Annotated in this window: 31 protein-coding genes; 2 read left to right on the top strand and 29 right to left on the bottom strand. The window is 61.3% G+C overall.

The features are described 5' to 3' along the window. Nucleotides 1-5 precede the first annotated feature (5 nt). The 4 genes from msrP to ACO1XS_RS03250 all read right to left on the bottom strand — a co-directional run bounded on the left by msrP (nt 6) and on the right by ACO1XS_RS03250 (nt 5,388). Nucleotides 6-1,019: a protein-methionine-sulfoxide reductase catalytic subunit MsrP gene (gene msrP, locus ACO1XS_RS03265; RefSeq protein ID WP_331568808.1), complete on the bottom strand. Its 1,014-nt coding sequence runs from the start codon at nt 1,017-1,019 to the stop codon at nt 6-8. Between the two features lie 210 nt (nt 1,020-1,229). Beyond that, nucleotides 1,230-2,414, bottom strand: a complete 1,185-nt coding sequence (gene ccsB / locus ACO1XS_RS03260; protein ID WP_331568806.1) for a c-type cytochrome biogenesis protein CcsB — start codon at nt 2,412-2,414, stop codon at nt 1,230-1,232. A 4-nt stretch (nt 2,415-2,418) separates the two neighbouring features. After that, nucleotides 2,419-4,608, bottom strand: a complete 2,190-nt coding sequence (locus ACO1XS_RS03255) for a cytochrome c biogenesis protein ResB (protein WP_331568804.1) — start codon at nt 4,606-4,608, stop codon at nt 2,419-2,421. Nucleotides 4,609-4,740: 132 nt separating this feature from the next. Continuing rightward, entirely contained in the window at nt 4,741-5,388 is a 648-nt protein-coding gene (locus tag ACO1XS_RS03250; RefSeq protein ID WP_331568802.1) for a c-type cytochrome, read from the bottom strand. Nucleotides 5,389-5,739: 351 nt separating this feature from the next. On the opposite strand from ACO1XS_RS03250, the gene yihA reads away from it, so the two are divergent. Continuing rightward, the gene (gene yihA / locus ACO1XS_RS03245; RefSeq protein ID WP_331568800.1) at nt 5,740-6,378 is read left to right on the top strand and encodes a ribosome biogenesis GTP-binding protein YihA/YsxC; all 639 of its coding nucleotides are present in this window, start codon (nt 5,740-5,742) and stop codon (nt 6,376-6,378) included. A gap of 269 nt (nt 6,379-6,647) precedes the next feature. Beyond that, nucleotides 6,648-7,646, top strand: coding sequence for a porphobilinogen synthase (gene hemB, locus ACO1XS_RS03240; protein WP_331568798.1), 999 nt, complete (start codon nt 6,648-6,650; stop codon nt 7,644-7,646). 15 nt (nt 7,647-7,661) lie between these two features. Here the strand turns inward: hemB and dsbD are convergent, their stop codons facing one another. From dsbD to rplV, 25 genes are all read right to left on the bottom strand, one after another. Further along, on the bottom strand, nt 7,662-9,566 hold the full coding sequence (gene dsbD, locus ACO1XS_RS03235; RefSeq protein ID WP_331568796.1) for a protein-disulfide reductase DsbD: 1,905 nt from the start codon (nt 9,564-9,566) through the stop codon (nt 7,662-7,664). Continuing rightward, nucleotides 9,559-9,915, bottom strand: a complete 357-nt coding sequence (cutA, locus tag ACO1XS_RS03230) for a divalent-cation tolerance protein CutA (protein ID WP_331568794.1) — start codon at nt 9,913-9,915, stop codon at nt 9,559-9,561. Before cutA ends, dsbD begins: the two co-directional genes overlap by 8 nt. A gap of 150 nt (nt 9,916-10,065) precedes the next feature. Then, nucleotides 10,066-10,461 carry a 50S ribosomal protein L17 gene (gene rplQ, locus ACO1XS_RS03225; RefSeq protein ID WP_331568792.1) on the bottom strand — a complete coding sequence of 132 codons (396 nt, stop codon included), beginning with the start codon at nt 10,459-10,461 and terminating at the stop codon, nt 10,066-10,068. 138 nt (nt 10,462-10,599) lie between these two features. Continuing rightward, complete coding sequence (locus ACO1XS_RS03220) at nt 10,600-11,577, bottom strand: DNA-directed RNA polymerase subunit alpha (RefSeq protein WP_173256851.1); 978 nt, start codon at nt 11,575-11,577, stop codon at nt 10,600-10,602. Nucleotides 11,578-11,701: 124 nt separating this feature from the next. Continuing rightward, the gene (gene rpsD, locus ACO1XS_RS03215; protein ID WP_331568790.1) at nt 11,702-12,325 is read right to left on the bottom strand and encodes a 30S ribosomal protein S4; all 624 of its coding nucleotides are present in this window, start codon (nt 12,323-12,325) and stop codon (nt 11,702-11,704) included. 149 nt (nt 12,326-12,474) lie between these two features. Continuing rightward, entirely contained in the window at nt 12,475-12,879 is a 405-nt protein-coding gene (rpsK, locus tag ACO1XS_RS03210) for a 30S ribosomal protein S11 (protein ID WP_017777173.1), read from the bottom strand. Between the two features lie 28 nt (nt 12,880-12,907). Then, nucleotides 12,908-13,273, bottom strand: a complete 366-nt coding sequence (gene rpsM / locus ACO1XS_RS03205; protein WP_173256849.1) for a 30S ribosomal protein S13 — start codon at nt 13,271-13,273, stop codon at nt 12,908-12,910. A 41-nt stretch (nt 13,274-13,314) separates the two neighbouring features. Continuing rightward, nucleotides 13,315-13,431, bottom strand: coding sequence for a 50S ribosomal protein L36 (rpmJ, locus tag ACO1XS_RS03200; protein WP_004199844.1), 117 nt, complete (start codon nt 13,429-13,431; stop codon nt 13,315-13,317). 20 nt (nt 13,432-13,451) lie between these two features. Further along, the gene (infA, locus tag ACO1XS_RS03195) at nt 13,452-13,670 is read right to left on the bottom strand and encodes a translation initiation factor IF-1 (RefSeq protein ID WP_004521905.1); all 219 of its coding nucleotides are present in this window, start codon (nt 13,668-13,670) and stop codon (nt 13,452-13,454) included. 8 nt (nt 13,671-13,678) lie between these two features. Next, a complete protein-coding gene (gene secY / locus ACO1XS_RS03190) occupies nt 13,679-15,025 on the bottom strand; it encodes a preprotein translocase subunit SecY (protein WP_331568788.1) in 1,347 nt (448 codons plus the stop codon). A 61-nt stretch (nt 15,026-15,086) separates the two neighbouring features. Beyond that, nucleotides 15,087-15,521: a 50S ribosomal protein L15 gene (rplO, locus tag ACO1XS_RS03185; RefSeq protein ID WP_331568786.1), complete on the bottom strand. Its 435-nt coding sequence runs from the start codon at nt 15,519-15,521 to the stop codon at nt 15,087-15,089. A gap of 29 nt (nt 15,522-15,550) precedes the next feature. Next, the gene (rpmD, locus tag ACO1XS_RS03180; protein ID WP_486389988.1) at nt 15,551-15,733 is read right to left on the bottom strand and encodes a 50S ribosomal protein L30; all 183 of its coding nucleotides are present in this window, start codon (nt 15,731-15,733) and stop codon (nt 15,551-15,553) included. Nucleotides 15,734-15,749: 16 nt separating this feature from the next. Further along, on the bottom strand, nt 15,750-16,268 hold the full coding sequence (rpsE, locus tag ACO1XS_RS03175) for a 30S ribosomal protein S5 (protein WP_331568784.1): 519 nt from the start codon (nt 16,266-16,268) through the stop codon (nt 15,750-15,752). Between the two features lie 14 nt (nt 16,269-16,282). Then, on the bottom strand, nt 16,283-16,648 hold the full coding sequence (gene rplR / locus ACO1XS_RS03170; protein WP_008923336.1) for a 50S ribosomal protein L18: 366 nt from the start codon (nt 16,646-16,648) through the stop codon (nt 16,283-16,285). Nucleotides 16,649-16,660: 12 nt separating this feature from the next. Beyond that, nucleotides 16,661-17,191: a 50S ribosomal protein L6 gene (rplF, locus tag ACO1XS_RS03165; protein WP_331568782.1), complete on the bottom strand. Its 531-nt coding sequence runs from the start codon at nt 17,189-17,191 to the stop codon at nt 16,661-16,663. A 21-nt stretch (nt 17,192-17,212) separates the two neighbouring features. Next, entirely contained in the window at nt 17,213-17,608 is a 396-nt protein-coding gene (rpsH, locus tag ACO1XS_RS03160; protein ID WP_173256843.1) for a 30S ribosomal protein S8, read from the bottom strand. Between the two features lie 14 nt (nt 17,609-17,622). Then, nucleotides 17,623-17,928, bottom strand: coding sequence for a 30S ribosomal protein S14 (rpsN, locus tag ACO1XS_RS03155; protein WP_173256842.1), 306 nt, complete (start codon nt 17,926-17,928; stop codon nt 17,623-17,625). A gap of 7 nt (nt 17,929-17,935) precedes the next feature. Further along, nucleotides 17,936-18,475 (bottom strand): 50S ribosomal protein L5, encoded by a 540-nt coding sequence (gene rplE / locus ACO1XS_RS03150; RefSeq protein ID WP_173256841.1) that lies wholly within the window; start codon nt 18,473-18,475, stop codon nt 17,936-17,938. Between the two features lie 18 nt (nt 18,476-18,493). Further along, entirely contained in the window at nt 18,494-18,802 is a 309-nt protein-coding gene (rplX, locus tag ACO1XS_RS03145) for a 50S ribosomal protein L24 (RefSeq protein WP_331568780.1), read from the bottom strand. 9 nt (nt 18,803-18,811) lie between these two features. Next, nucleotides 18,812-19,180 (bottom strand): 50S ribosomal protein L14, encoded by a 369-nt coding sequence (rplN, locus tag ACO1XS_RS03140; protein WP_026229630.1) that lies wholly within the window; start codon nt 19,178-19,180, stop codon nt 18,812-18,814. Nucleotides 19,181-19,598: 418 nt separating this feature from the next. Beyond that, entirely contained in the window at nt 19,599-19,871 is a 273-nt protein-coding gene (gene rpsQ / locus ACO1XS_RS03135) for a 30S ribosomal protein S17 (RefSeq protein WP_173256839.1), read from the bottom strand. Then, a complete protein-coding gene (rpmC, locus tag ACO1XS_RS03130) occupies nt 19,868-20,062 on the bottom strand; it encodes a 50S ribosomal protein L29 (protein WP_075159014.1) in 195 nt (64 codons plus the stop codon). Before rpmC ends, rpsQ begins: the two co-directional genes overlap by 4 nt. A 10-nt stretch (nt 20,063-20,072) precedes the next feature. Beyond that, complete coding sequence (gene rplP / locus ACO1XS_RS03125; RefSeq protein ID WP_115537029.1) at nt 20,073-20,489, bottom strand: 50S ribosomal protein L16; 417 nt, start codon at nt 20,487-20,489, stop codon at nt 20,073-20,075. Between the two features lie 2 nt (nt 20,490-20,491). After that, complete coding sequence (gene rpsC, locus ACO1XS_RS03120; protein WP_173256837.1) at nt 20,492-21,292, bottom strand: 30S ribosomal protein S3; 801 nt, start codon at nt 21,290-21,292, stop codon at nt 20,492-20,494. An 11-nt stretch (nt 21,293-21,303) separates the two neighbouring features. Next, entirely contained in the window at nt 21,304-21,633 is a 330-nt protein-coding gene (gene rplV, locus ACO1XS_RS03115) for a 50S ribosomal protein L22 (RefSeq protein ID WP_004199272.1), read from the bottom strand. Between the last annotated feature and the right edge of the window lie 6 nt (nt 21,634-21,639).

The raw sequence follows: 21,639 nt of genomic DNA, 5'->3' as shown, positions 1-21,639 counted from the left end.
GAGCATCAGAAATATTTGCGCAGGTCCATGCCCTGGTACATCGACGCGACGAGACTGCCGTAGCCGTTGAACATCAGCGTCTTGCGCTTCGGCGTGAAGAAACCGTCCTCGCCGATGCGCCGCTCCGTAGCCTGGCTCCAGCGCGGGTGATCGACGGTCGGATTCACGTTCGAGTAGAAGCCGTATTCTTTCGGCGCGTAGGTGTTCCAACTGGTCGGCGGCTGCTTCTCGACGAAACGAATCTTGACGATCGATTTCGCGCTCTTGAATCCATATTTCCAGGGCACGACAACGCGTATCGGCGCGCCGTTCTGATTCGGCAGCACTTGCCCGTAAACGCCCACCGTCAGGAGCGTGAGCGGGTTCATCGCCTCGTCCATGCGCAGCCCCTCCGAATAGGGCCACTCGAGAATCGGATCAGCCAGGCCCGGCATCTGCGAGGCATCCGAAAGCGTGATGAATTGCACGTACTTCGCATTGCCCGTAGGCTGCGCCCGTTTCACGAGTTCGGCGAGGGGATAGCCGATCCACGGAATCACCATCGACCACCCTTCCACACACCTGAGGCGGTACACGCGCTCTTCGAGCGGTGCGAGCTTGAGCAGCTCGTCGATGTCGTACACCTTGGCGTTCTTGACCTCGCCCTCGACGCTGACACGCCACGGATGGGGTCGCAGCGTACCGGCATTACGCGAGGGATCGCCCTTGTCGGTGCCGAACTCATAGAAATTGTTATAGGTCGTAATGTCCTTGAAGGACGTCGCTTTGTCCGGGACGACGAATTTTGCGTTCGTGACGGCCGCGAGCTTTCGGGCGTGGGCGTCGGGCGAAGTATAGGCGGCAAGCGCCTCGGCACTCATGCCGAGCAGACCGCCCGCCCCTGCCACACCTGCCGCCGCCATGCCGGTCGCGGCCCGCAGGATCCGGCGCCGATTCTCGAACACGGCGCGCGGCGTGATCTCGCTCGGTGAAATATCCTGACCGGCGACGAGAATGCGTTGCTGTCGTTTGATCCACACGATGACTGCTCCATGAAAGCATCGGTCCGTCCGATCGGCCCGTCGCTTCTATATACCGTTCGCGGGCGCATCCGGATGCATCGAAATAAACGGACGATTTGCGCCGCATGAGCGCGAAGCGCCCGCTGGAGCATCGCGCCGGGCGTAAAAAAACCGCCGGTGAGCCACTCGGCGGTTTTTTCGAACCCAGCGGCACACGCGCTTAAACACCTACAGTTTGCCGTAACTGTGCAGCCCCGACAGGAACATATTGACGCCAAGAAATGCGAACGTCGTCACGATGAGGCCCGTCAACGCCCACCAGGCGGCAACCGAACCGCGCAGCCCTTTCATCAGACGCATATGGAGCCAGGCGGCGTAATTGAGCCAGACGATGAGTGCCCACGTCTCCTTCGGATCCCAACTCCAGTACCCGCCCCAGGCCTCGGCGGCCCATAGTGCGCCGAGAATCGTCGCGATCGTGAAAAACGCGAAGCCGACCGCGATCGACTTGTACATCACGTCGTCGAGCACCTCGAGCGCAGGGAGCCGATCGGCCAGCACGCCGCGCTCCTTGGCGAGATAAGCCACGCCGACCATGGCGGACAGCGCGAAGCTGCCATAACCGATGAAATTCGCCGGCACGTGGATCTTCATCCACCAGCTTTGCAGCGCGGGCACGAGCGGCTGAATCTGCTGGGCGTCGCGCGCGATCGAATACCACATCAGAAATCCGACCGCGGCGCTGATGACGAGCAGCACGAACGAGCCGAGCGCACGCGTGCCGTAATGCTGTTCGTAATACAGATAAAAGAGGGCGGTGATCAGACAGAACAGCACGAACACTTCATAGAGGTTCGAAATAGGAATGTGCCCGACATCCGCGCCGATCAGATAAGACTCGTACCAGCGCACCATCATTCCGGTAAAGCCCATCAGCACTGCGAACCAGGTGAGCTTCGAGCCGATCGCCGCACCGGACGGCGAGCGCGAAAGCAGGCCGATCCAATAGAACAGCGTGGCGAGCACGAAAAGCGCGCTCATCCAGAGAATGGCGGACTGGCTCGACAGAAAATATTTGAGAAGGAACGCCCCCTCGGCACGTGTGAGATCGCCGTGATAGAGCGCGATCGACGACAGCGCGAACAATGCGATGCCCGCCATCAAGAGCCGAGCGGGCTTCCAGCGCCACCCCAATACGACGAGCGCCGGCACCGCGCCGACAAGGACGAGCTTGTCGTAGTAGTTCATGAACGCGTGGTAGCGCGAGACCCCAAATCCCGCGCCGGCGACGAGCACGGCAGCGAACAACCAGTCGGTGGCGGTGAGCCGTCGCAAAAACGAACGCTCGTCCAAGACGTTGCCGACAGGGCGAGCCCTTGCGGGCCGGGAGCGGGAAGCGTTGGTCAGATCCATGATGTTACCGAGTGAGATCGTCGGCACCGCGAGGCGGTGCGCTTGCAATATCGTGAGCGGCCACGCCGAGCGTGGCGCCCACCGTATCGCGCGTTTGCGCGAATTCCTTGTCGAAGTCGAGCGTCTTGCGCGCCGTCGACATCGCCATGACCACGGACACGCCCGTGGACGTTTCCTTGAGCCAAAGCCAGAGCCGTCGCTCGCGGACAAAGAACATCGAGAAGATGCCCGCCACGAGCAGCAGGCTGCCAAGATATACCACTTTCTTGCCGGGCGCGCGCGTCAACTGGAACACCGACGCCTGCACCTGCTTGAACGAATCGAGCTGCAAATAGACCGGGGACCCGTACAGGAAGCTGTCCGACAGGGCGTTGATGGAGCTTTGCACGAAGCGGCTCGTGGCGGCATCCGGGCTCGCGTCGGGTTCGCCCGCACCTTCGCGCGCCAGTTGCCAAAGCTCCCACATCGATCCCTCGAGCATGCGCAGCAACAGCGATGCAGCCTTTTCCTGCTCGCCTTTCGGCACGGACTGATCGATGAAGGTCGCGACCGCCTGGAAGCCCGCGTTGGCTTGACCTGCCGGCGTCTTGCCCCCGCCCGCGCCGGCCCCGGCAAACAGTGACATGACGCGCTGCGCGCTTTCCTGCAAGTGCTGGCGCAGTTCCGGGTTCTGATCCACCACCGCGCGACGCGCGAACCGTTCGGCTGCCTGGGCTCGCAACGCAGGATTGTCGAGCGCGGCGCGCAGCATCATCCATTCCTTGACCGTGCCCGCCTGATCGGCCGGAATGCGCAAATAGCGGAACGGATCGTCGGGGGCGAGGCGCACCCCGGCAAGAAACATCCGCTCGCCGTCGACGTCCACCGGCAGCATGTAGTTGTTGAATTCACGCGCCTGACCATCGCTGCCCCGGACCTTGTACTGCACCGATGGGCCGACGTTGCGCAAGTCGACCGGCTTCGAGCTCTTTGCACCTGAGCCCAGCCGGTTCTCGAGAAACCGCTCGACCGGATGCTGAGCGGCGACACCGCGCACGTCCGTCTTGCCGGAGCCGTTGGTGACGTTTTCGACGTTGATCGCCCGAAAGTCCGAGAATTCGATCGTCTGGCCGGCCGCGTCGGGCATCGACGCAGGAAGCGGGGCCGAGCCCCCGATTGCACCGTGCACGGGGACCGTCGCGATGGTTGCGCCGACCATCGGCCACGCCGTCATCGTCATCTGCGAGCCGCCGTCCTGGAAGCTCGACTGGTAGATCGAGACACCGTCGTACTCGAACGGCTTGTTGACTTCGATACGCGCGGGCACGCGTGCACCGGTCTTGTGGTCGGTGATGACGATGTCGCTCGCGAACAGCTTCGGCATGCCGGTCGAGTAGTAATCGACGATGAACTTGTCGAGCTGGATCGAGAACGGCAGGTCCTGAATCAGCGAACCGTTGGGTTGGTTCAGAATCGCGGTCGATACATGTTGCCCCTCGGGCACCCACGCATAGCCGCGAAACGTGGGATTGCCGGTCGACAGTCGATGCTCCGGCCCGATCTCGCTGATGGTGCTGTTGCTCGTGACCGGCGTCTTGCCGAAGAGCCACATCTGGAATTTGATCGGCAAGTTGCTGTCGAGCAATCCTCCGATACAGATCACCACGATCGCGATGTGCGCAAAGATGTAGCCGATCTTCGCGAGCCCGCCTCGCTTCGCCGCAATCAGTGTGGCTTCGCCGCTCTCGCGTACGACGTACTTGTAGCCGATCCTGTCGAGCAACGCGCCCAGACGCCCGGCCGCTTCGGCACGCGTACCGCCGCACGCGTATTCCGCCTTGTGATGAAACGCGCGCAGGCTACCCTCGCGCACTCTGTCTTTCCAACTCTTCGCATCGGCAATCATCTTCGGTGCGTTGCGCACCACGCAAAGCGAAATGGAGACGATCAGAAAGCCCAGAATGAGCATGAACCACCACGCGCTATAGACCGTGTAGAGGCTCAGCCCGCGGAAGATATCGGCCCAGAACGGGCCGAACTGATTGACGTAGTTCGGGTAAGGATCATCCTGCGTCAGCACCGTGCCGACGATGCTCGCGATCGCGAGCACGACAAGCAGTGCGATCGCGAAACGCATCGAGCTCACGAGCTCCACGGCGCTTCGCAGCGTGCGCCGTTCCGATTTCAATTCATAACCCGACGTGGTGACGCTCATTCCAACTCCAACTGCCAGCAAAAAAGGGTAGGGCCGCCGACGACACGACGCCCCCACCCTTTTTTTGTTCTTGCCGCGTCTCGCCGCGCGTGTCGCACAGCGGAGCGTCAAATGTAATGCGGCGCGTACCTGTCAATGCAGGCCGGCCATGTAGTCCGCCACCGCTTTCATTTCAGTGTCGGTCAGCCGCGAGGCGATCGGCTGCATGACATCGTTCTTGCGCGTTCCCTGCTCGAACGCCGTGAGCTGCGCATGCGTGTAATCGGCCCATTGTCCCGACACGCGCGGGAACTGCACGGGAATGCCTTGCCCGGTGGGTCCATGGCAACTCGCGCAAGCGGGCACGCCCTTGTCCGCAATGCCGCCGCGGTAAATCTTCTGCCCCAACGCGACCGTCGCGGCGTCGCGCGCCGCGCCGCCCTTCGGCGCTTGCGAGGCGAAATACGCGGCGACGTTCGCCATATCCTGGTCCGACAGCGATGCGACGATGCCCGCCATCACCGGGTTTTGCCGCACCGCGGCTTTTTCGCCCGGCTTGACCTTGAAGTCCCTCAACTCCTTCAGGAGGTACTGCTCATGCTGCCCGGCCAGCTTCGGAAACGCCGCGCTGGCACTGTTACCGTCCGCTCCATGGCACGCTACGCACACGCTCGTTGCGATCGCCTGCCCCTTGTTGGCATCGGGCTTGAGCGCTTCCGCCGCGCTTGCTCCTGTCGCCACACCCATCAAACCTGCCGCCACGACTTCAAGGACCACCAAAGACTTGCACAGTCGATTCATTCGCACACCCGGTTTCGTCTTTTGAGAATTGAGTGTCCCGAAGCCCATTCGCGGCGCAAGCAAGCAATCTCCCCTTGGGGCTGCAAGCGGTTGCCCAGCGGCCCGGTCAGTTCCTCGAGAGGTTTCGGAAAAACGACGGCGCCCATCATTTCCGCCGCAAAAAAACGCCTGCGGCGTCATGCCCGTACGGGCTCGAAAGGCCGTGCGAAGCGCGTGTTGGCGGCCTCGTCCGGTCTTCGGCCAAACCGTCGTATTGTACAATACCTCGCTATGCGCCATGACGCCAGTCGGCTGCACCCTGGGCGCTTGCCCCCACTTTTCGGTCTCGCTCGACCGCCCACCTCTTCCGCCATGGCCTTCTTGCTGCATCAAGCCCGCTTTTTCACGACCGTCAACCATCTGCGCGACCTGCCCGGCACAGTCACGCCGGAGGTTGCGTTCGCCGGCCGCTCCAACGCCGGCAAGTCGACGGCCATCAACGTCCTTTGCAACCAGAAGCGCCTTGCCTTCGCGAGCAAGACGCCCGGCCGGACGCAGCATATCAATTATTTCGGCGTCGGGCCGGCCGACGAACCCGTGGGCTATCTCGTGGATCTGCCCGGCTACGGCTACGCCGAAGTGCCCGGAGCCGCGAAGGCACATTGGGAGGCGCTGCTCGCCAGCTACCTGCAAAGCCGCGCCCAGTTGCGCGGCATGATCCTCATGATGGATTCGCGGCGTCCGCTGACCGAGCTCGATCGCCGCATGATCGAGTGGTTCGCGCCGACGGGCAAGCCGATTCACACGCTGCTCACCAAGTGCGACAAATTGACGCGCCAAGAGGGCACCAATGCACTGCGGGCCACGCAAAAAGGGCTCGCCGAATATCGCGACGCGGGCTATCGCGGCGAGCTCACTGCGCAACTCTTTTCGGCGCTCAAACGGACAGGGCTCGAAGACGCTCATGTCGTCATCGAGGGTTGGCTGGCGGCATCCGAAAGAGGTTCGTAAACCCGCCTTGCGGGCACTATCTCAAAACCAGAAAAAAACCCGCCGGACCTCGGCGGGTTAAACAGCCTAATCGAAAAACGACAGGCACCCGCTCAGGGAGGAGAAGCGGGGAGCTCCGCGCCAGGCGCGTTACTCGATCGCTATCATATACCATCGTGCAAAGAGTAGCGTCCGGGCAGGTTCCCGCTCCCTGCAAACTGTCCGAAAAACGATTGGGGCCGGTTTTGCCGGAATTTAGACGAACTTCGAAGCGGTTCTCGACAAACACCATGAGCTTTTATCCGCATCATCGTCCGCGCCGGATGCGACGCGACGACTTCTCGCGCCGCCTCATGCGCGAGACCGTATTGACGACCAACGATCTCATTTACCCGGTATTCATCGTCGAAGGTTCGAAGGTGAGGCAGGCGGTGCCGTCAATGCCGGGCGTCGAACGCCTATCGGTCGATCTGTTGCTCGACGTGGCGCACCGGTGCGTCGAACTCGGCGTGCCCGTGCTGTCGCTTTTTCCCGCCATCGAGCCTTCGCTGAAAACGCCGGACGGCCGCGAAGCGGCGAATCCCGAAGGATTGGTTCCTCGCGCGGTGCGGGAAATCAAGGCCCGCTTCCCCGAACTCGGCGTACTGACCGATGTCGCGCTCGATCCCTATACGAGCCACGGCCAAGACGGTGTGCTCGACGAAGCGGGTTACGTGCTCAATGACGAGACGGTTGAAATCCTCGTCGAACAGGCCCGCACCCAAGCGGAAGCCGGCGTGGACATCCTCGCACCGTCCGACATGATGGACGGCCGCATCGGCGCACTGCGCGAGATGCTCGAAAGCGAGGGTCGCATCCACACTCGGATCATGGCCTACGCGGCGAAGTACGCATCGGCCTTCTACGGGCCGTTCCGCGACGCAGTCGGCTCTGCGACCAACCTCGGCAAGAGCAACAAGATGACGTACCAGATGGACCCGGCGAACTCGGACGAAGCGTTGCGCGAAGTCCGCCTCGATATCGAGGAAGGCGCCGATATGGTGATGGTGAAACCCGGCATGCCCTATCTGGACATCGTGCGGCGGGTGAAAGACGAGTTTCGCTTCCCCACCTATGTCTATCAAGTGAGCGGTGAATACGCGATGCTGAAAGCCGCTGCACAAAACGGCTGGCTCGATCACGACAAGGTGATGATGGAGTCGCTGCTCGCGTTCAAGCGCGCAGGCGCCGACGGTGTGCTGACCTACTTCGCACTGGACGCGGCTCGGTTGCTGCGGGATCAGCGCTAACCGAAATGAGTTGTGCTATCGGATCGTCAGCGCGACTGACGATCCGCTCGACGGCAACGCCCGATCCAGGCTGCGCAGAAATTTGTCGGCCGATTCATAGCCGACGACACGCAAAACTTCCTTGCCGCCCGCGTCGAAGAAAATGATCCCCGGCGGCCCGAATAGCGAAAAGCGCTTCAGAAGCGCCTGATCGTCGGCGCTGTTGGCTGTCACGTCGGCGCGTAGCAGTTGCAACTGAGCGAGGCGCGCGCGGACCCTCGGATCGGCGAAGGTGAAGCGCTCCATTTCCTTGCAGCTGACGCACCAATCCGCGTAGAAATCGAGCATCGCCGGGCGTCCCGCCGCCTTGATCGATCGATCGAGCTCGGCCGAGCTTCGCACGGGTTGAAACGAGCGGTCCAACGGCTGCTCGGTCGCCGCCGCAGATGCACCGACACGCGCGGCGAGCACCGCGAGCGGGCGCAATGGATCGGTGGATCCCGCGGCAAGCCCGACGATGAGCGCGGCCGCCCAGATGGCAAATGCGGCTCCGATGCCGCGTCCAAGACGCCGCCAGATCGAGACTGCGCTCGCATGCGGCGAAAAAAGACCGAGCGTCGCGGCGGCAAACAGCAGCCAGAGCGCGCCAAGCAGCATCTGCGCCGTCGCCGGCAAAACGGGCCAGACGATCCACAGCGCGGCCGCCAGCAACACGACGCCGAAGAAGACCTTGATGCCCTCCATCCATCCGCCCGCGCGCGGCAGGAGTGCGCCGGCCCCCAGGCCGACGATCAAAAGCGGCACACCGAGCCCGATCCCCATCGAAAAAAGTGCCGCCCCGCCGAGCAACGCGTTGCCCGTGTGTGCGATGAATGCGAGCACGGCAAAGAGGGGCGCCGTCATGCACGCACCGACGACCAGGGCCGACAAGGCGCCCATTGCGGCGACGGCTGCGAGCTTGCCGCCCGGTCGCCGGTTCGATGCCTCGGACATCCGGTCATGCCAGCGCTGCGGCAACGCGATATCGAGGCCCGCGATCAACGACAACGCGAACAATGTCAGCAGCAGCGCAAAGGCGCCGAGGACCCACGGATTCTGCAACCATGCTCCGAGGCTCTGCCCGACGAGCGCCGCAGCAATACCGAGCGCCGTGTAAACGAGCGCCATGCCGATCACATATGACAGCGACAGCGCGAATCCGCGCGCATGGGTGACGCGGTGCCCTTCCCCGATGATGATCGCCGAGAGAATCGGGATCATGGGATACGAGCAAGGCAGCAGACTCAGCACGAGACCCGCGAGAAAGTAGAGGCCGACCGTTGCCGCGAAGCCGCCGCCTTGCAGCAGCGAGCCCGCGTAATCCGCGCTCGTGAGCCGGTCATACCAGGAAGACGACCCGCCGTTTCCAGCGGTGCCCTCGGGCGCGACCGTTGTGCCCGCGACCGTTGTGCCCGCGCCCGGTGCGCCCGACTGCAAGGCGGCGCCGCTCACCCGATAGACATGCGTATCGGGCGGATAGCAGATCCCCGCGTCCGCACAACCTTGCGAGGTCACAGCCAATTCGAAGGGCCCGCTCGCCGCTTTCACGGGTACATGAACGACGACGCTTTGCCGATAGGTTTCGACGTTCTTTTGGAAGGTCTCGTCGAATTTGACATGGCCGGCGGGCAGTTGCGGCTCACCGAGCGTCGCGGTTCCAGTCTTCACCGCAAACGCGAAGCGCTCCCGGTACAGGTAGTAGCCATCGGCAATCTGGAAACGAACGTCGACCGCGCCCGGTACCTCCGATGCGCTGAAACGAAACGCAGCCGAGGGATCGAGAAAATCATCGGCGCGCGCCGACGTGCCGAAGCTCGCCATCAAGCAAGCGGCCAGCACGAGCGGGATCAGGAAGAAGAAGCGCGCGAGCGATCCTGCATGCGCGCCGGGCGATCTAAACATGGATTGGACGATGAGTTTCGGCCACCACCCATTGCCCGTAAGCCGTCGAGGCGCTTGCCGGCCACGATACGATCTCGGGCGTCTCATAGGGATGGTGCTCCGCAATGAATTGCTCGAGCTCGAGCGCACGCGCGACGCTGGTCTTGAAGAGCAACTGGATTTCCTGAGCCGATTCCTTCTGCCCCTTCCAGCGATAACGCGAATGCAGCGGAGCCGATTCGGCAACGCACGCAGCCAACCGCGCATCGAGGACGGCATCCGCCAGCGCCTGCGCCGATGCGGCGTCCGGCAGCGTGGTCAGCATCAGAACGATTTCGACAGACACGGTCTCTCCAACAACGGCATACATGCTCGCATTATCGTACCATCGGCCGCTCTTCACCCGCCGATCGGCGCCGCACACTCGTCCGCCGCACCGGGCGCACGATAAAAAAAGGGCCAAGCTGCGCTTGACCCCTTTTATCGCTGCCGCAAGAGCTTCGCGGCGTTGATGGACGCTTTATTCCGCGTCTTGCACTTCTTCGCCTTCCACCGGTTCCGGACGGTCGAGCAGCTCGACGAGCGCCATCGGCGCATTGTCGCCGACGCGGAAGCCGAACTTCAGGATGCGCAGATAGCCGCCGGGGCGGTTCGCGAAGCGCGAACCGAGCACGTCGAACAGCTTCGCGACCGAATCGCGGTCGCGCAGGCGGTTGAACGCGAGGCGGCGGTTGGCGAGCGAAGGCTTCTTGCCGAGCGTGATGAGCGGCTCGACGACCTTGCGCAGTTCTTTCGCTTTCGGCAGCGTCGTCTTGATGACTTCGTGCTCGATCAGCGAGTTGGACATGTTACGGAGCATTGCCAAACGGTGGCTGCTCGTGCGGTTCAGTTTCCGCAGACCATGACGGTGACGCATCTCAGTTTCCTTGATTCAAAGTTTTGATCCAGCTCTTCTATCGTCGCGGCTTTCAGGAAGAAAAAGCCTGGGACACGGGCCGGTATGAAAAAGCAAGACGCGGATTTTAAAGGAAAATCCGCGTCGTTGCCAGTCAGCTTACTTGTCGAGACCGGCCGGCGGCCAGTTTTCGAGCTTCATGCCGAGCGTGAGACCGCGCGACGCGAGCACTTCCTTGATCTCGTTGAGCGACTTGCGACCGAGGTTCGGGGTCTTGAGCAGCTCGTTTTCGGTACGCTGAATCAGATCGCCGATGTAGTAGATGTTCTCGGCCTTCAGGCAGTTCGCGGAACGCACCGTCAGTTCGAGATCGTCCACCGGACGCAGCAGGATCGGATCGATCTGCGGCGCACGCGACGGCGCTTCGGCCGCAGCTTCCGTTCCTTCCAGCGCAGCGAAGACGGCAAGCTGGTCGACCAGAATGCGAGCCGATTGACGAATCGCTTCCTCGGGCGAAATCACGCCGTTGGTTTCGATGTTCATCACGAGCTTGTCGAGGTCCGTACGTTGCTCGACACGCGCGCTCTCGACCGCATAGCTCACACGGCGAACCGGAGAGAACGATGCGTCGAGCACGATGCGGCCGATGATCTTCGCCGTTTCCTCGCCATACCGGCGCACGTTGCCGGGCACATAGCCGCGGCCCTTTTCGACCTTGATCTGCACGTCGAGCTTGCCGCCCTTCGAGAGGTGGGCAACCACATGGTCGGGATTGATCACTTCGCAGTCGTGCGGCAATTCGATATCGCGCGCCGTCACGAGGCCTTCGCCTTCCTTGCGCAGCGTGACCGTCACTTCATCCCGGTTGTGCAGCTTGAATACGACACCCTTCAAGTTCAGCAGCAGATTGACGACGTCCTCTTGCACACCATCGAGCGTCGAATACTCATGTACGACGCCTGCGATCGTCACTTCGGTCGGCGCGTAGCCGATCATCGACGACAGCAGCACGCGCCGAAGCGCGTTGCCCAACGTGTGGCCGTAACCGCGTTCAAACGGTTCCATGACCACTTTCGCGTGGTTCTCGCCAAGCGATTCCACGGCGATGATCTTGGGCTTCAACAAACTGGTTTGCATAGGTTTTCCTTTTCAATACCCTCGGCTCGTTACACCGATAAGGCTGACCGGTAACAACCTGAAAATGAACAGCCGAGGCGCCCCCTTGCCTGACGCAATCGGGGTACCCCGGCCGTAAATCCGATTAGCGCGAATACAATTCGACGATCAGGCTTTCGTTGATATCGCCACCAATGTCGGCGCGCTCGGGCATCTGCTTGAACGTACCTTCGTACTTCTTGGTATCGACCGCGACCCAGCTCGGCAGACCGCCTTGCTCGGCGAGCGAAACGGCTTCGAGAATGCGAGCCTGCTTCTTGGCCTGCTCGCGCACCGCGACGATGTCACCGGCCTTTACTTGCAGCGAAGGGATGTTCGCGACCTGGCCATTGATCGTGATGGCCTTGTGGCTCACGAGCTGGCGCGCTTCCGCGCGCGTGGAGCCGAAGCCCATGCGATAGACGACGTTATCGAGGCGCGACTCGAGCAATTGCAACAGGTTTTCGCCCGTGTTGCCCTTGCGGCGATCCGCTTCCGCGAAGTAGCGGCGGAATTGGCGCTCGAGCACACCGTACATGCGCTTCACTTTTTGCTTTTCGCGCAGCTGGGTGCCATAGTCCGACGTACGTGCGCCGGAAGTGCGACCGTGCTGGCCGGGCTTGCTGTCCAGCTTGCACTTGTCGGCGAGCGAGCGACGCGCGCTCTTCAGGAAGAGATCGGTGCCTTCACGGCGAGACAGCTTGGCTTTGGGGCCGGTATAGCGTGCCACTTTGCGTTCCTTCTGGGTTTGATCACGCGGACATGAAACTTTCCGCGCTAGTCCGGACTCGTCGGTCCGAACGGTGGGCTTAGGATATCGAGATGCAAACAGCCTGCTGGCGCGATGAAGCGCCAACAGGCGTCGTACTTTCGCTCGCCTTAGATACGGCGGCGCTTCGGCGGACGGCAGCCGTTGTGCGGAACCGGCGTCACGTCCGAGATCGCGGTGATCTTGATGCCAAGACCATGCAGTGCACGCACTGCCGACTCGCGACCCGGGCCGGGACCCTTGATCCGCACTTCGAGGTTCTTTACGCCGTATTCCATCGCCACGCGGCCAGCCGACTCCGCCGCAACCTGCGCCGCGAACGGCGTGGACTTGCGCGAGCCCTTGAAACCTTGGCCACCCGAGGTCGCCCAGGCAAGCGCGTTGCCCTGACGATCGGTGATCGTGATGATGGTGTTGTTGAACGACGCGTGAACGTGAACCACGCCCTCGGCGACGTTCTTCTTGACCTTCTTGCGAACGCGTTGCGCCGCGGTGTTGTTCGAAGCCTTAGCCATTACATTTTCCTGTAACTGTCAGTCCCGCTTACTTCTTCAGCGATTGCGCTGCACGGCGCGGACCCTTGCGCGTACGGGCATTCGTGCGCGTACGCTGGCCACGCAGGGGCAGCCCCTTGCGATGACGCACGCCGCGGTAGCAGCCGAGATCCATCAGGCGCTTGATGTTCATCGTCACTTCGCGGCGCAGATCGCCCTCGACGACAAACTTGCCGACTTCGTCACGCAGCTTTTCGAGATCCGCGTCCGTCAGGTCCTTGACCTTCTTCGAGTAGTCGACACCCGCCGCCTCGCAAATCCGGCGCGAGCGCGTGCGGCCGACACCGAAGATCGCCGTGAGGCCGATTTCGGCATGCTGGTGGTTCGGGATGTTCACCCCTGCAATACGAGCCATTGTTTTTCCTCAAACAAAAAGCGCAAGCAAAAGCGTCGGCGTTAGCCTTGACGCTGTTTGTGGCGCGGATCAGAGCTGCAAATCACGCGCACAACGCCTTTGCGCTTGATGATCTTGCAATTGCGGCAAATGCGCTTAACCGATGCCATCACTTTCATGATATTACCCTTTTTTCAAATCACTTCGCCCGGAACACGATCCGCGCACGCGACAGATCGTAAGGCGTCAACTCAACCGTCACCTTGTCGCCCGGCAGGATACGGATGTAGTGCATCCGCATCTTGCCCGAGATATGTCCCAATACGACATGGCCGTTTTCCAGCTTCACGCGGAAGGTCGCATTGGGCAGGTTCTCGATCACCTCGCCCTGCATCTGGATTACATCGTCTTTGGCCATAAGTCCTTTCAACGCATCGGGATGTTGCTGCCCTTGAAATTGGCTTTCTTGAGCAGCGATTCATACTGTTGCGACATAACGTACGACTGCACCTGCGCCATGAAGTCCATCGTGACGACGACAATGATCAGCAGCGACGTTCCGCCAAAATAAAACGGCACGTTCCAGCGCAGCACCAGAAACTCAGGCAGCAGACAGACGAACACGATATAAATCGCACCGGCCAGCGTCAGCCGCGTGAGGATGCGGTCGATATAGCGTGCGGTCTGATCGCCAGGACGAATCCCTGGAACGAAAGCACCGCTTTTCTTCAGGTTGTCGGCCGTTTCCCTGCTGTTGAACACCAGCGCGGTATAGAAAAAGCAGAAAAACACGATCGCCAACGCATACAACAACACGTAGACGGGCTGCCCAGGCTTCAGCGCCTCCGCTACGTTGTGCAACGTCTGGCTGAACCAGTCGCCGCGCGAACCCGAACTGAACCAGTTCAGGATCGTGGCCGGGAACAGGATGATCGACGATGCGAAGATCGGCGGAATCACGCCCGACATGTTCAACTTCAGCGGCAGGTGCGACGACTGCCCGCCGTAAATCTTGTTGCCGACCTGGCGCTTCGCGTAGTTCACGAGAATCTTGCGCTGACCGCGCTCGATGAACACGACGACATAGGTCACGCCCGCAATCAGTGCCACGACGATGATCGCGGAAATGATGCTCATCGAACCCGTGCGCACCAGCTCGAAGAGCCCGCCGATCGCATTCGGAAATCCGGCCGCGATCCCACCGAAGATGATGATGGAGATGCCGTTGCCGAGCCCGCGCTCGGTAATCTGCTCACCGAGCCACATCAGGAACATCGTGCCCGTCACGAGCGTCACGACCGTCGTCAGCCGAAAGACCATGCCAGGATCGATCACGAGGCCCGGTTGGTTTTCGAGCGCAACGGCGATGCCGAACGCCTGGAACGTCGCCAGCAAGACCGTGAAGACCCGCGTGTACTGCGTGATCTTCCGCTGCCCGGCCTGCCCTTCCTTCTTCAGCGCTTCGAGCTGCGGCGAAACGATCGCGAGCAGCTGCATGATGATCGACGAGGAGATGTACGGCATGATCCCCAACGCGAACACCGTGAACCGCGACAGCGCGCCACCCGAGAACATGTTGAACATGCCCAGGATGCCGCCAGATTGGCTTTGGAACAGCTTCGCCAACTGATCCGGGTCGATGCCCGGCACCGGAATATGCGCGCCGATTCGATAAACGACGAGCGCCAGCAGCAGAAAAACTGCTCGCCGGCGCAGGTCGCCGAACTTCGCTGCGCTTTTCCCGGTTTTTGCAAGACTCGGGCTGTTAGCCAAGTACCTTCTCCGATGCAAATACCATGACCGGCAATCGGCTTCTCACGCGAGCGAAAGCCAATTACTCGGCAAACGAGCCGCCGGCTGCTTCGATGGCCGCGCGAGCGCCCTTCGTTGCACCCAGACCCTTCACGACGATCTTGCGCTTGATTTCGCCCGTGGCGATGATCTTGGCGCTTTTCGTCAGCTCGTTGACGAGACCAGCTTGCTTGAGCGCGAGCAGATCGATTTCGTCGACGGGCAGCTTTTCCAGGTCGGAGAGGCGCACTTCACCGACGAATTCCTTCGTCAGCGAGGTGAAGCCGCGCTTCGGCAAACGACGCTGCAGCGGCATCTGACCGCCTTCGAAGCCGACTTTGTGAAAGCCGCCCGAACGCGATTTCTGACCCTTGTGGCCGCGACCCGCAGTCTTGCCGAGGCCCGAGCCGATACCGCGGCCGACACGGCGCTTGGCGTGCTTCGCGCCTTCGGCCGGCTTCAGGTTATTCAATTCCATATTCAACTCCTCGAGTCCGTGGTCCGCGCTCAGTCGACGACCTTAACAAGGTACGAAACCTTGTTGATCATGCCGCGCACGGCGGGCGTATCTTGCAGAACGCTAACCGAGTTGAGTCGGCGCAGGCCCAGGCCGGGCACCGTGGCACGGTGCGTTTCGCGGGTCCCAATCAGGCTCTTGACGAGCTGAACCTTGACAGTTTTTTCAGACATGGTGACCACCCAGGCATTAGCCCAAAATATCTTCGACCGACTTGCCGCGCTTGGCCGCAATGTCACCCGGCGTCGACTGCTTGCGCAGACCGTCGAGCGTCGCACGAACGAGGTTGTAAGGGTTCGTCGAACCGTGGCTCTTGGCCACGACGTTCTGAACACCCATCACGTCGAACACGGCGCGCATCGGGCCGCCGGCGATCACGCCGGTACCGTCCTTCGCCGGAGCGAGGAGGACCTTCGATGCGCCATGCTTGCCGTGCACTTCGTGCTGCAGCGTGCCGTTCTTGAGCGGCACCTTGAACATGTTGCGACGAGCCTGCTCCATTGCCTTTTGCACGGCAACGGGCACTTCCTTCGCTTTGCCCTTGCCCATGCCGACGCGGCCATCGCCATCGCCAACCACGGTCAGTGCGGCGAAACCGAGAATCCGGCCACCCTTCACGACCTTGGTCACGCGATTGACCGAAATCATCTTTTCGCGAAGGCCGTCGTCGCGTTCGTCAGCCTGAACTTTCGCTTGCATCTTTGCCATGACGAATTCTTCCCTTAGAACTTGAGCCCGGCTTCGCGCGCCGCATCAGCCAGCGCCTTCACGCGGCCGTGGTAGCGGAAACCCGAGCGGTCGAAGGCGACGGATTCGATGCCGGCAGCCTTGGCTTTCTCCGCGATGCGCTTGCCGATCAGCGTGGCAGCGGCAACGTTGCCACCCTTGCCCGACTGGTCGGCCAGCTGAGCACGCACTTCGGCCTCGAGCGTCGACGCACTGGCGAGCACCTTGGTGCCGCAGGGCGAAAACACTTGCGCGTAGATATGCGTGTTCGTGCGGTGCACGGCGAGGCGCGCGACCTGCAGTTCGGCGATCTTGATACGCGTCTGACGAGCGCGGCGCAGGCGAGATTGAGTCTTATCCATGATTGCGCACCCTTACTTCTTCTTCGTTTCTTTGAGGATCACCACCTCGTCGGCGTAGCGCACACCCTTGCCCTTGTAGGGCTCAGGCGGGCGATAGCCGCGCACTTCGGCAGCGACTTGGCCGACTTGCTGCTTGTCGATCCCCTTGATCACGATTTCCGTTTGCGAGGGCGTTTCCGCCTTCACGCCTTGAGGCATCTGGTGCACCACCGGGTGCGAGAAGCCCAGCGACAGGTTCAGCTTGTCGCCTTGCGCTTGCGCACGATAGCCCACGCCCACGAGCGTCAGCTTACGCTCGAAACCTTTGGTGACACCGTGCACCATGTTCGCGACGATGGCACGCATCGTGCCCGACATCGCATTGGCTTCACGGCTTTCGCCGACCGGCTCGAACTTCAGGAACGCGCCGTCGACGACGATGTTCACGAGCTTGTTCAACGCTTGCGAAATCGTGCCGAGCGGGCCCTTCACCGTGATGAAGCCATCGGCGACCTTCACTTCGGCGCCGCTGAGCGCGACCGGGCTTTTACCTACTCGAGACATGTTTCTTCTCCTCTTTCGGCGTTAAGCGACGTAGCAGATGACTTCGCCGCCGACGCCATTGGCGCGCGCCTTGCGGTCCGTCATCACACCCTTGGGCGTCGAGACGATCGCCACACCGAGGCCATTCATGACCTGCGGAATGTCGTTGCGACCGCGGTACACGCGCAGACCAGGCTTCGAGACGCGCTCGAGGCGCTCGATCACCGGACGGCCCGCGTAGTACTTCAGCCCGATATGCAGATTCGACTTCACACCATCCGACTTCACAGCGAAGTCTTCGATATAGCCTTCGTCCTTCAGGACCTGCGCAATCGCCACCTTCACTTTCGACGAGGGCATCGTCACCGAGACTTTCTCGACCATCTGCGCATTGCGGATGCGAGTCAGCATATCGGCGATAGGATCACTCATGCTCATTTATGTTTCTCCTATTACCAGCTCGCCTTGGTGAGGCCGGGGATCTCGCCGCGGAACGCGATTTCACGAATCTTGTTACGCGCCAGTCCGAATTTGCGGAACGTGCCGCGCGGCCGACCCGTGATCGCGCAGCGATTGCGTTTGCGCGTCGGGTTGGCGTTGCGGGGCAGTTGCTGCAGCTCGAGGCGAGCCGCATAGCGCTCTTCTTCCGACTTGCTTTGGTCGTCGATGATCGCCTTCAGCGCGGTGCGCTTCGGTGCGAACTTCGCCGCAAGGCGGGCGCGCTTCTTTTCACGTTCGATCAGTGCCAGTTTAGCCACGGTAACCTCAATTTCTGAACGGGAACTTGAAGCTGGCGAGCAGTGCCTTGGCTTCGTCGTCAGTCTTCGCAGTCGTCGTGATGCTGATGTTCAGCCCACGCAGCGCGTCGATCTTGTCGTAGTCGATCTCGGGGAAAATGATCTGCTCTTTCACACCGATGTTGTAGTTGCCGCGACCGTCGAACGCGCGACCCGAGATACCGCGGAAGTCGCGCACGCGCGGCAGCGCCACCGTGACGAAACGATCGAGGAATTCGTACATCGCGCGGCCGCGCAGCGTGACCATCGCGCCGATCGGATAGCCCTGACGGATCTTGAAGCCAGCGATAGCCTTGCGCGCTTTCGTCACGACAGGCTTTTGCCCAGCAATCTTCGTCAGATCGCCGACGGCGTTCTCGATGATCTTCTTGTCAGCGACGGCTTCGCCCAGACCCATGTTCAGCGTGATCTTGGTGATGCGCGGCACTTCCATGACGGACTTGTAACCGAACTTCTCGATGAGGCCGGGTACAACCTTCTCTTTGTAAAACTCTTGCAAACGAGCCATTTTTATCACTCCGCAGCGTCAGGCACCGAGCACGGTACCGGTCGTCTTCAGGAAGCGGACTTTCTTGCCGTCCTCGACCTTGATGCCAACGCGCGAGGCCTTGCCGTTCGCGTCGACGAGCGCGACATTCGAAATATGCAGCGGCATCGTCTTGGCTTCCACACCGCCCGTCGTGCCCTTCATCGGGTTCGGCTTCACGTGTTTCTTGACGAGGTTGATGCCTTCCACCGTCACGTTGTCGCCGCCAACGGCGAGTACGACACCGCGCTTGCCTTTGTCCTTGCCGGTAATGACGACGACTTCGTCACCCTTGCGAATCTTGTTCATCGCGACTCCTTACAGCACTTCCGGCGCGAGCGAAACGATCTTCATGAACCGTTCGCTACGCAACTCACGCGTGACCGGCCCGAAGATACGGGTGCCGATAGGCTCGAGCTTGTTATTCAAAAGCACGGCGGCGTTACCGTCGAACTTGATCAGCGAGCCGTCCTGGCGACGCACGCCCTTGGCCGTACGCACGACCACGGCGTTGTAGATTTCGCCTTTCTTCACGCGCCCGCGCGGCGTTGCCTCTTTGACGCTCACCTTGATGATGTCGCCGATGTTGGCGTAACGACGCTTCGAGCCGCCGAGCACCTTGATGCACATGACTTCACGCGCACCCGTGTTGTCGGCCACTTCAAGCCGAGATTCGGTCTGGATCATGGTTTACCTTTCCCAACTTAATCCGCCTGCACCACCATGGTTCAGCCGGTCAGTCTTGGTCCCGTCAGCCGCGCCGCTGTTACTACTAGGCCGCTTGGCTGTTTGGGTTGGAACAGCAGCGACGGCATCGGAAACCGCCATCGCAATCGAGTGAATCCTTCGCAACAGGCTGGCGCCCGTCGCTTCCCTTCCGGTTGGATCCCGCCTCGCCCGCAACGGATCCCAAAAAGAGGGAAGACCGAGATTATATCAAACAATCCCGGCCTTGCAAGCTAAATTTGCTGCACTTTCAACGACTTCCGCAGCAGCCGCGGCGAGGCCTTCACAATCACCTCCCCGCCGGCCTGGCGTTCGGGCCCGATGTCTTGCGCGACCCGGTCCGACCGCCCGCGCCGAAGCGCGGTACTGCTTCGCTGCTTTAGATCACGCGGGCAGCTTCGACAAGACGCGACACAGCCCAGGCTTTCGTCTTCGAGATCGGACGCGTTTCCTGGATTTCAACGAGGTCGCCCTCGTTGTACGTGTTCGCATCGTCGTGTGCGTGGTACTTCTTCGAGCGCACGACGTACTTGCCGTAGATCGGGTGCTTCACGCGGTGCTCGACCAGCACGGTGACCGTCTTGTCCATCTTGTTGCTGACGACCTTGCCGATCAGCGTCCGCTTGAGCGAGGTTTTCACGCTATCGTTCATTTCTGGTTCGCCTTCTCAGTCAGGACGGTCCGCACGCGTGCGATATCGCGGCGAACCTTCTTCAGCTGGCTCGTATTCGTGAGCTGCTGCGTCGCGAGCTGCATGCGCAGGCCGAATTGCGCTTTCAACAGGTCCGACAGCTCCTTGTTGAGCGCGGCCTTGTCTTTCTGGTGAAGTTCTGAAGCCTTCATCACTTGCTCCTTAGGCGCCCAGTTGGCGAACGATGAACGCCGTCTTCAGCGGCAGCTTGGCTGCGGCCAGACGGAACGCTTCACGCGCCAGCTCTTCGGTTACGCCATCCATTTCGTACAGCATCTTGCCCGGCTGGATCTCGGCGACGTAGTACTCAGGGTTACCTTTACCGTTACCCATCCGTACTTCAGCCGGCTTTTGCGAGATCGGCTTGTCCGGGAAAATGCGAATCCAAATGCGGCCGCCACGCTTGATGTGACGCGTCATGGCACGACGCGCCGCTTCGATTTGGCGTGCGGTCAAACGGCCGCGACCGATAGCCTTCAGGCCGAATTCACCGAACGACACGGCGTTGCCGCGCGTCGCGACACCGGTGTTACGGCCCTTTTGCTCTTTGCGATACTTCCTGCGTTTCGGTTGCAGCATCGTTATTCTCCAGTCTTGCCGTCGCCACCGGCGCCACCACGACGCGGTGCGCCGCGGCGGGCACCCGAGGGCGCGCCACCTTCGCCGTCACGGCGGGGACGGCGCTCGCCCGGACGCGCATTGCGGCGCGGACGCTTTTCCTCGACGGGCTCTTCGACGACCGGAGCATCGTTGCGGCCGAGCGTGTCGCCCTTATAGACCCACACCTTGACGCCGATGATGCCGTACGTCGTCTTCGCTTCCGAGGTTGCGTAATCGATGTCGGCACGCAGCGTATGGAGCGGTACGCGACCCTCGCGATACCACTCGGTACGCGCGATTTCGATACCGTTCAGGCGGCCGGCGCTCATGATCTTGATGCCCTGGGCACCGAGACGCATGGCGTTTTGCATCGCGCGCTTCATCGCGCGGCGGAACATGATCCGGCGCTCGAGCTGCTGCGTGATCGAATCCGCGATCAACTGAGCATCGGTTTCCGGCTTGCGGATTTCCTCGATGTTGACGTGGACCGGCACGCCCATGCGGCGTTGCAGCTCCGACTTCAACAACTCGATATCCTCGCCCTTCTTGCCGATGACGACGCCAGGACGCGAGCTGTAAATCGTGATGCGCGCGTTCTTCGCCGGACGCTCGATGACCACACGGCCCACCGAAGCGTTCTTCAGCTTCTTCTTCAAATACTCACGAACACCGATGTCTTCCTGGAGCATCGCCGCGAAATTGTTGTTGTTCGCGTACCAACGCGACGCCCAATTGCGGCTGACGGCCAGACGGAAGCCAGTCGGATGAATTTTCTGTCCCATCGTATGACCCCTTAATTCCCGACCGTCACAGTGATGTGACAGGATTGCTTCTCGATGCGGTTGCCGCGGCCCTTCGCGCGCGCGGTGAAGCGCTTCAGCGAAGCAGCCTTGTCGACGTAGATGCTCTTGATCTTGAGCTCGTCGATATCGGCGCCTTCGTTGTGCTCCGCATTCGCGATCGCCGACAGCACGACCTTTTTCACGATGCCTGCCGCCTTCTTCGGCGAGAACGTCAGAACGTTCAGCGCCTTGTCGACCGGCAAACCGCGGATCTGGTCGGCCACAAGGCGCGTCTTCTGCGCCGAGATGCGGGCACCGCGATGAATTGCTTTCACTTCCATCTTGAT

Source organism: Trinickia sp. (assembly GCF_057351765.1).
The sequence above is the reverse complement of the archived record's forward strand: the minus strand, read 5'-3'. Positions and strand labels throughout refer to the sequence as shown.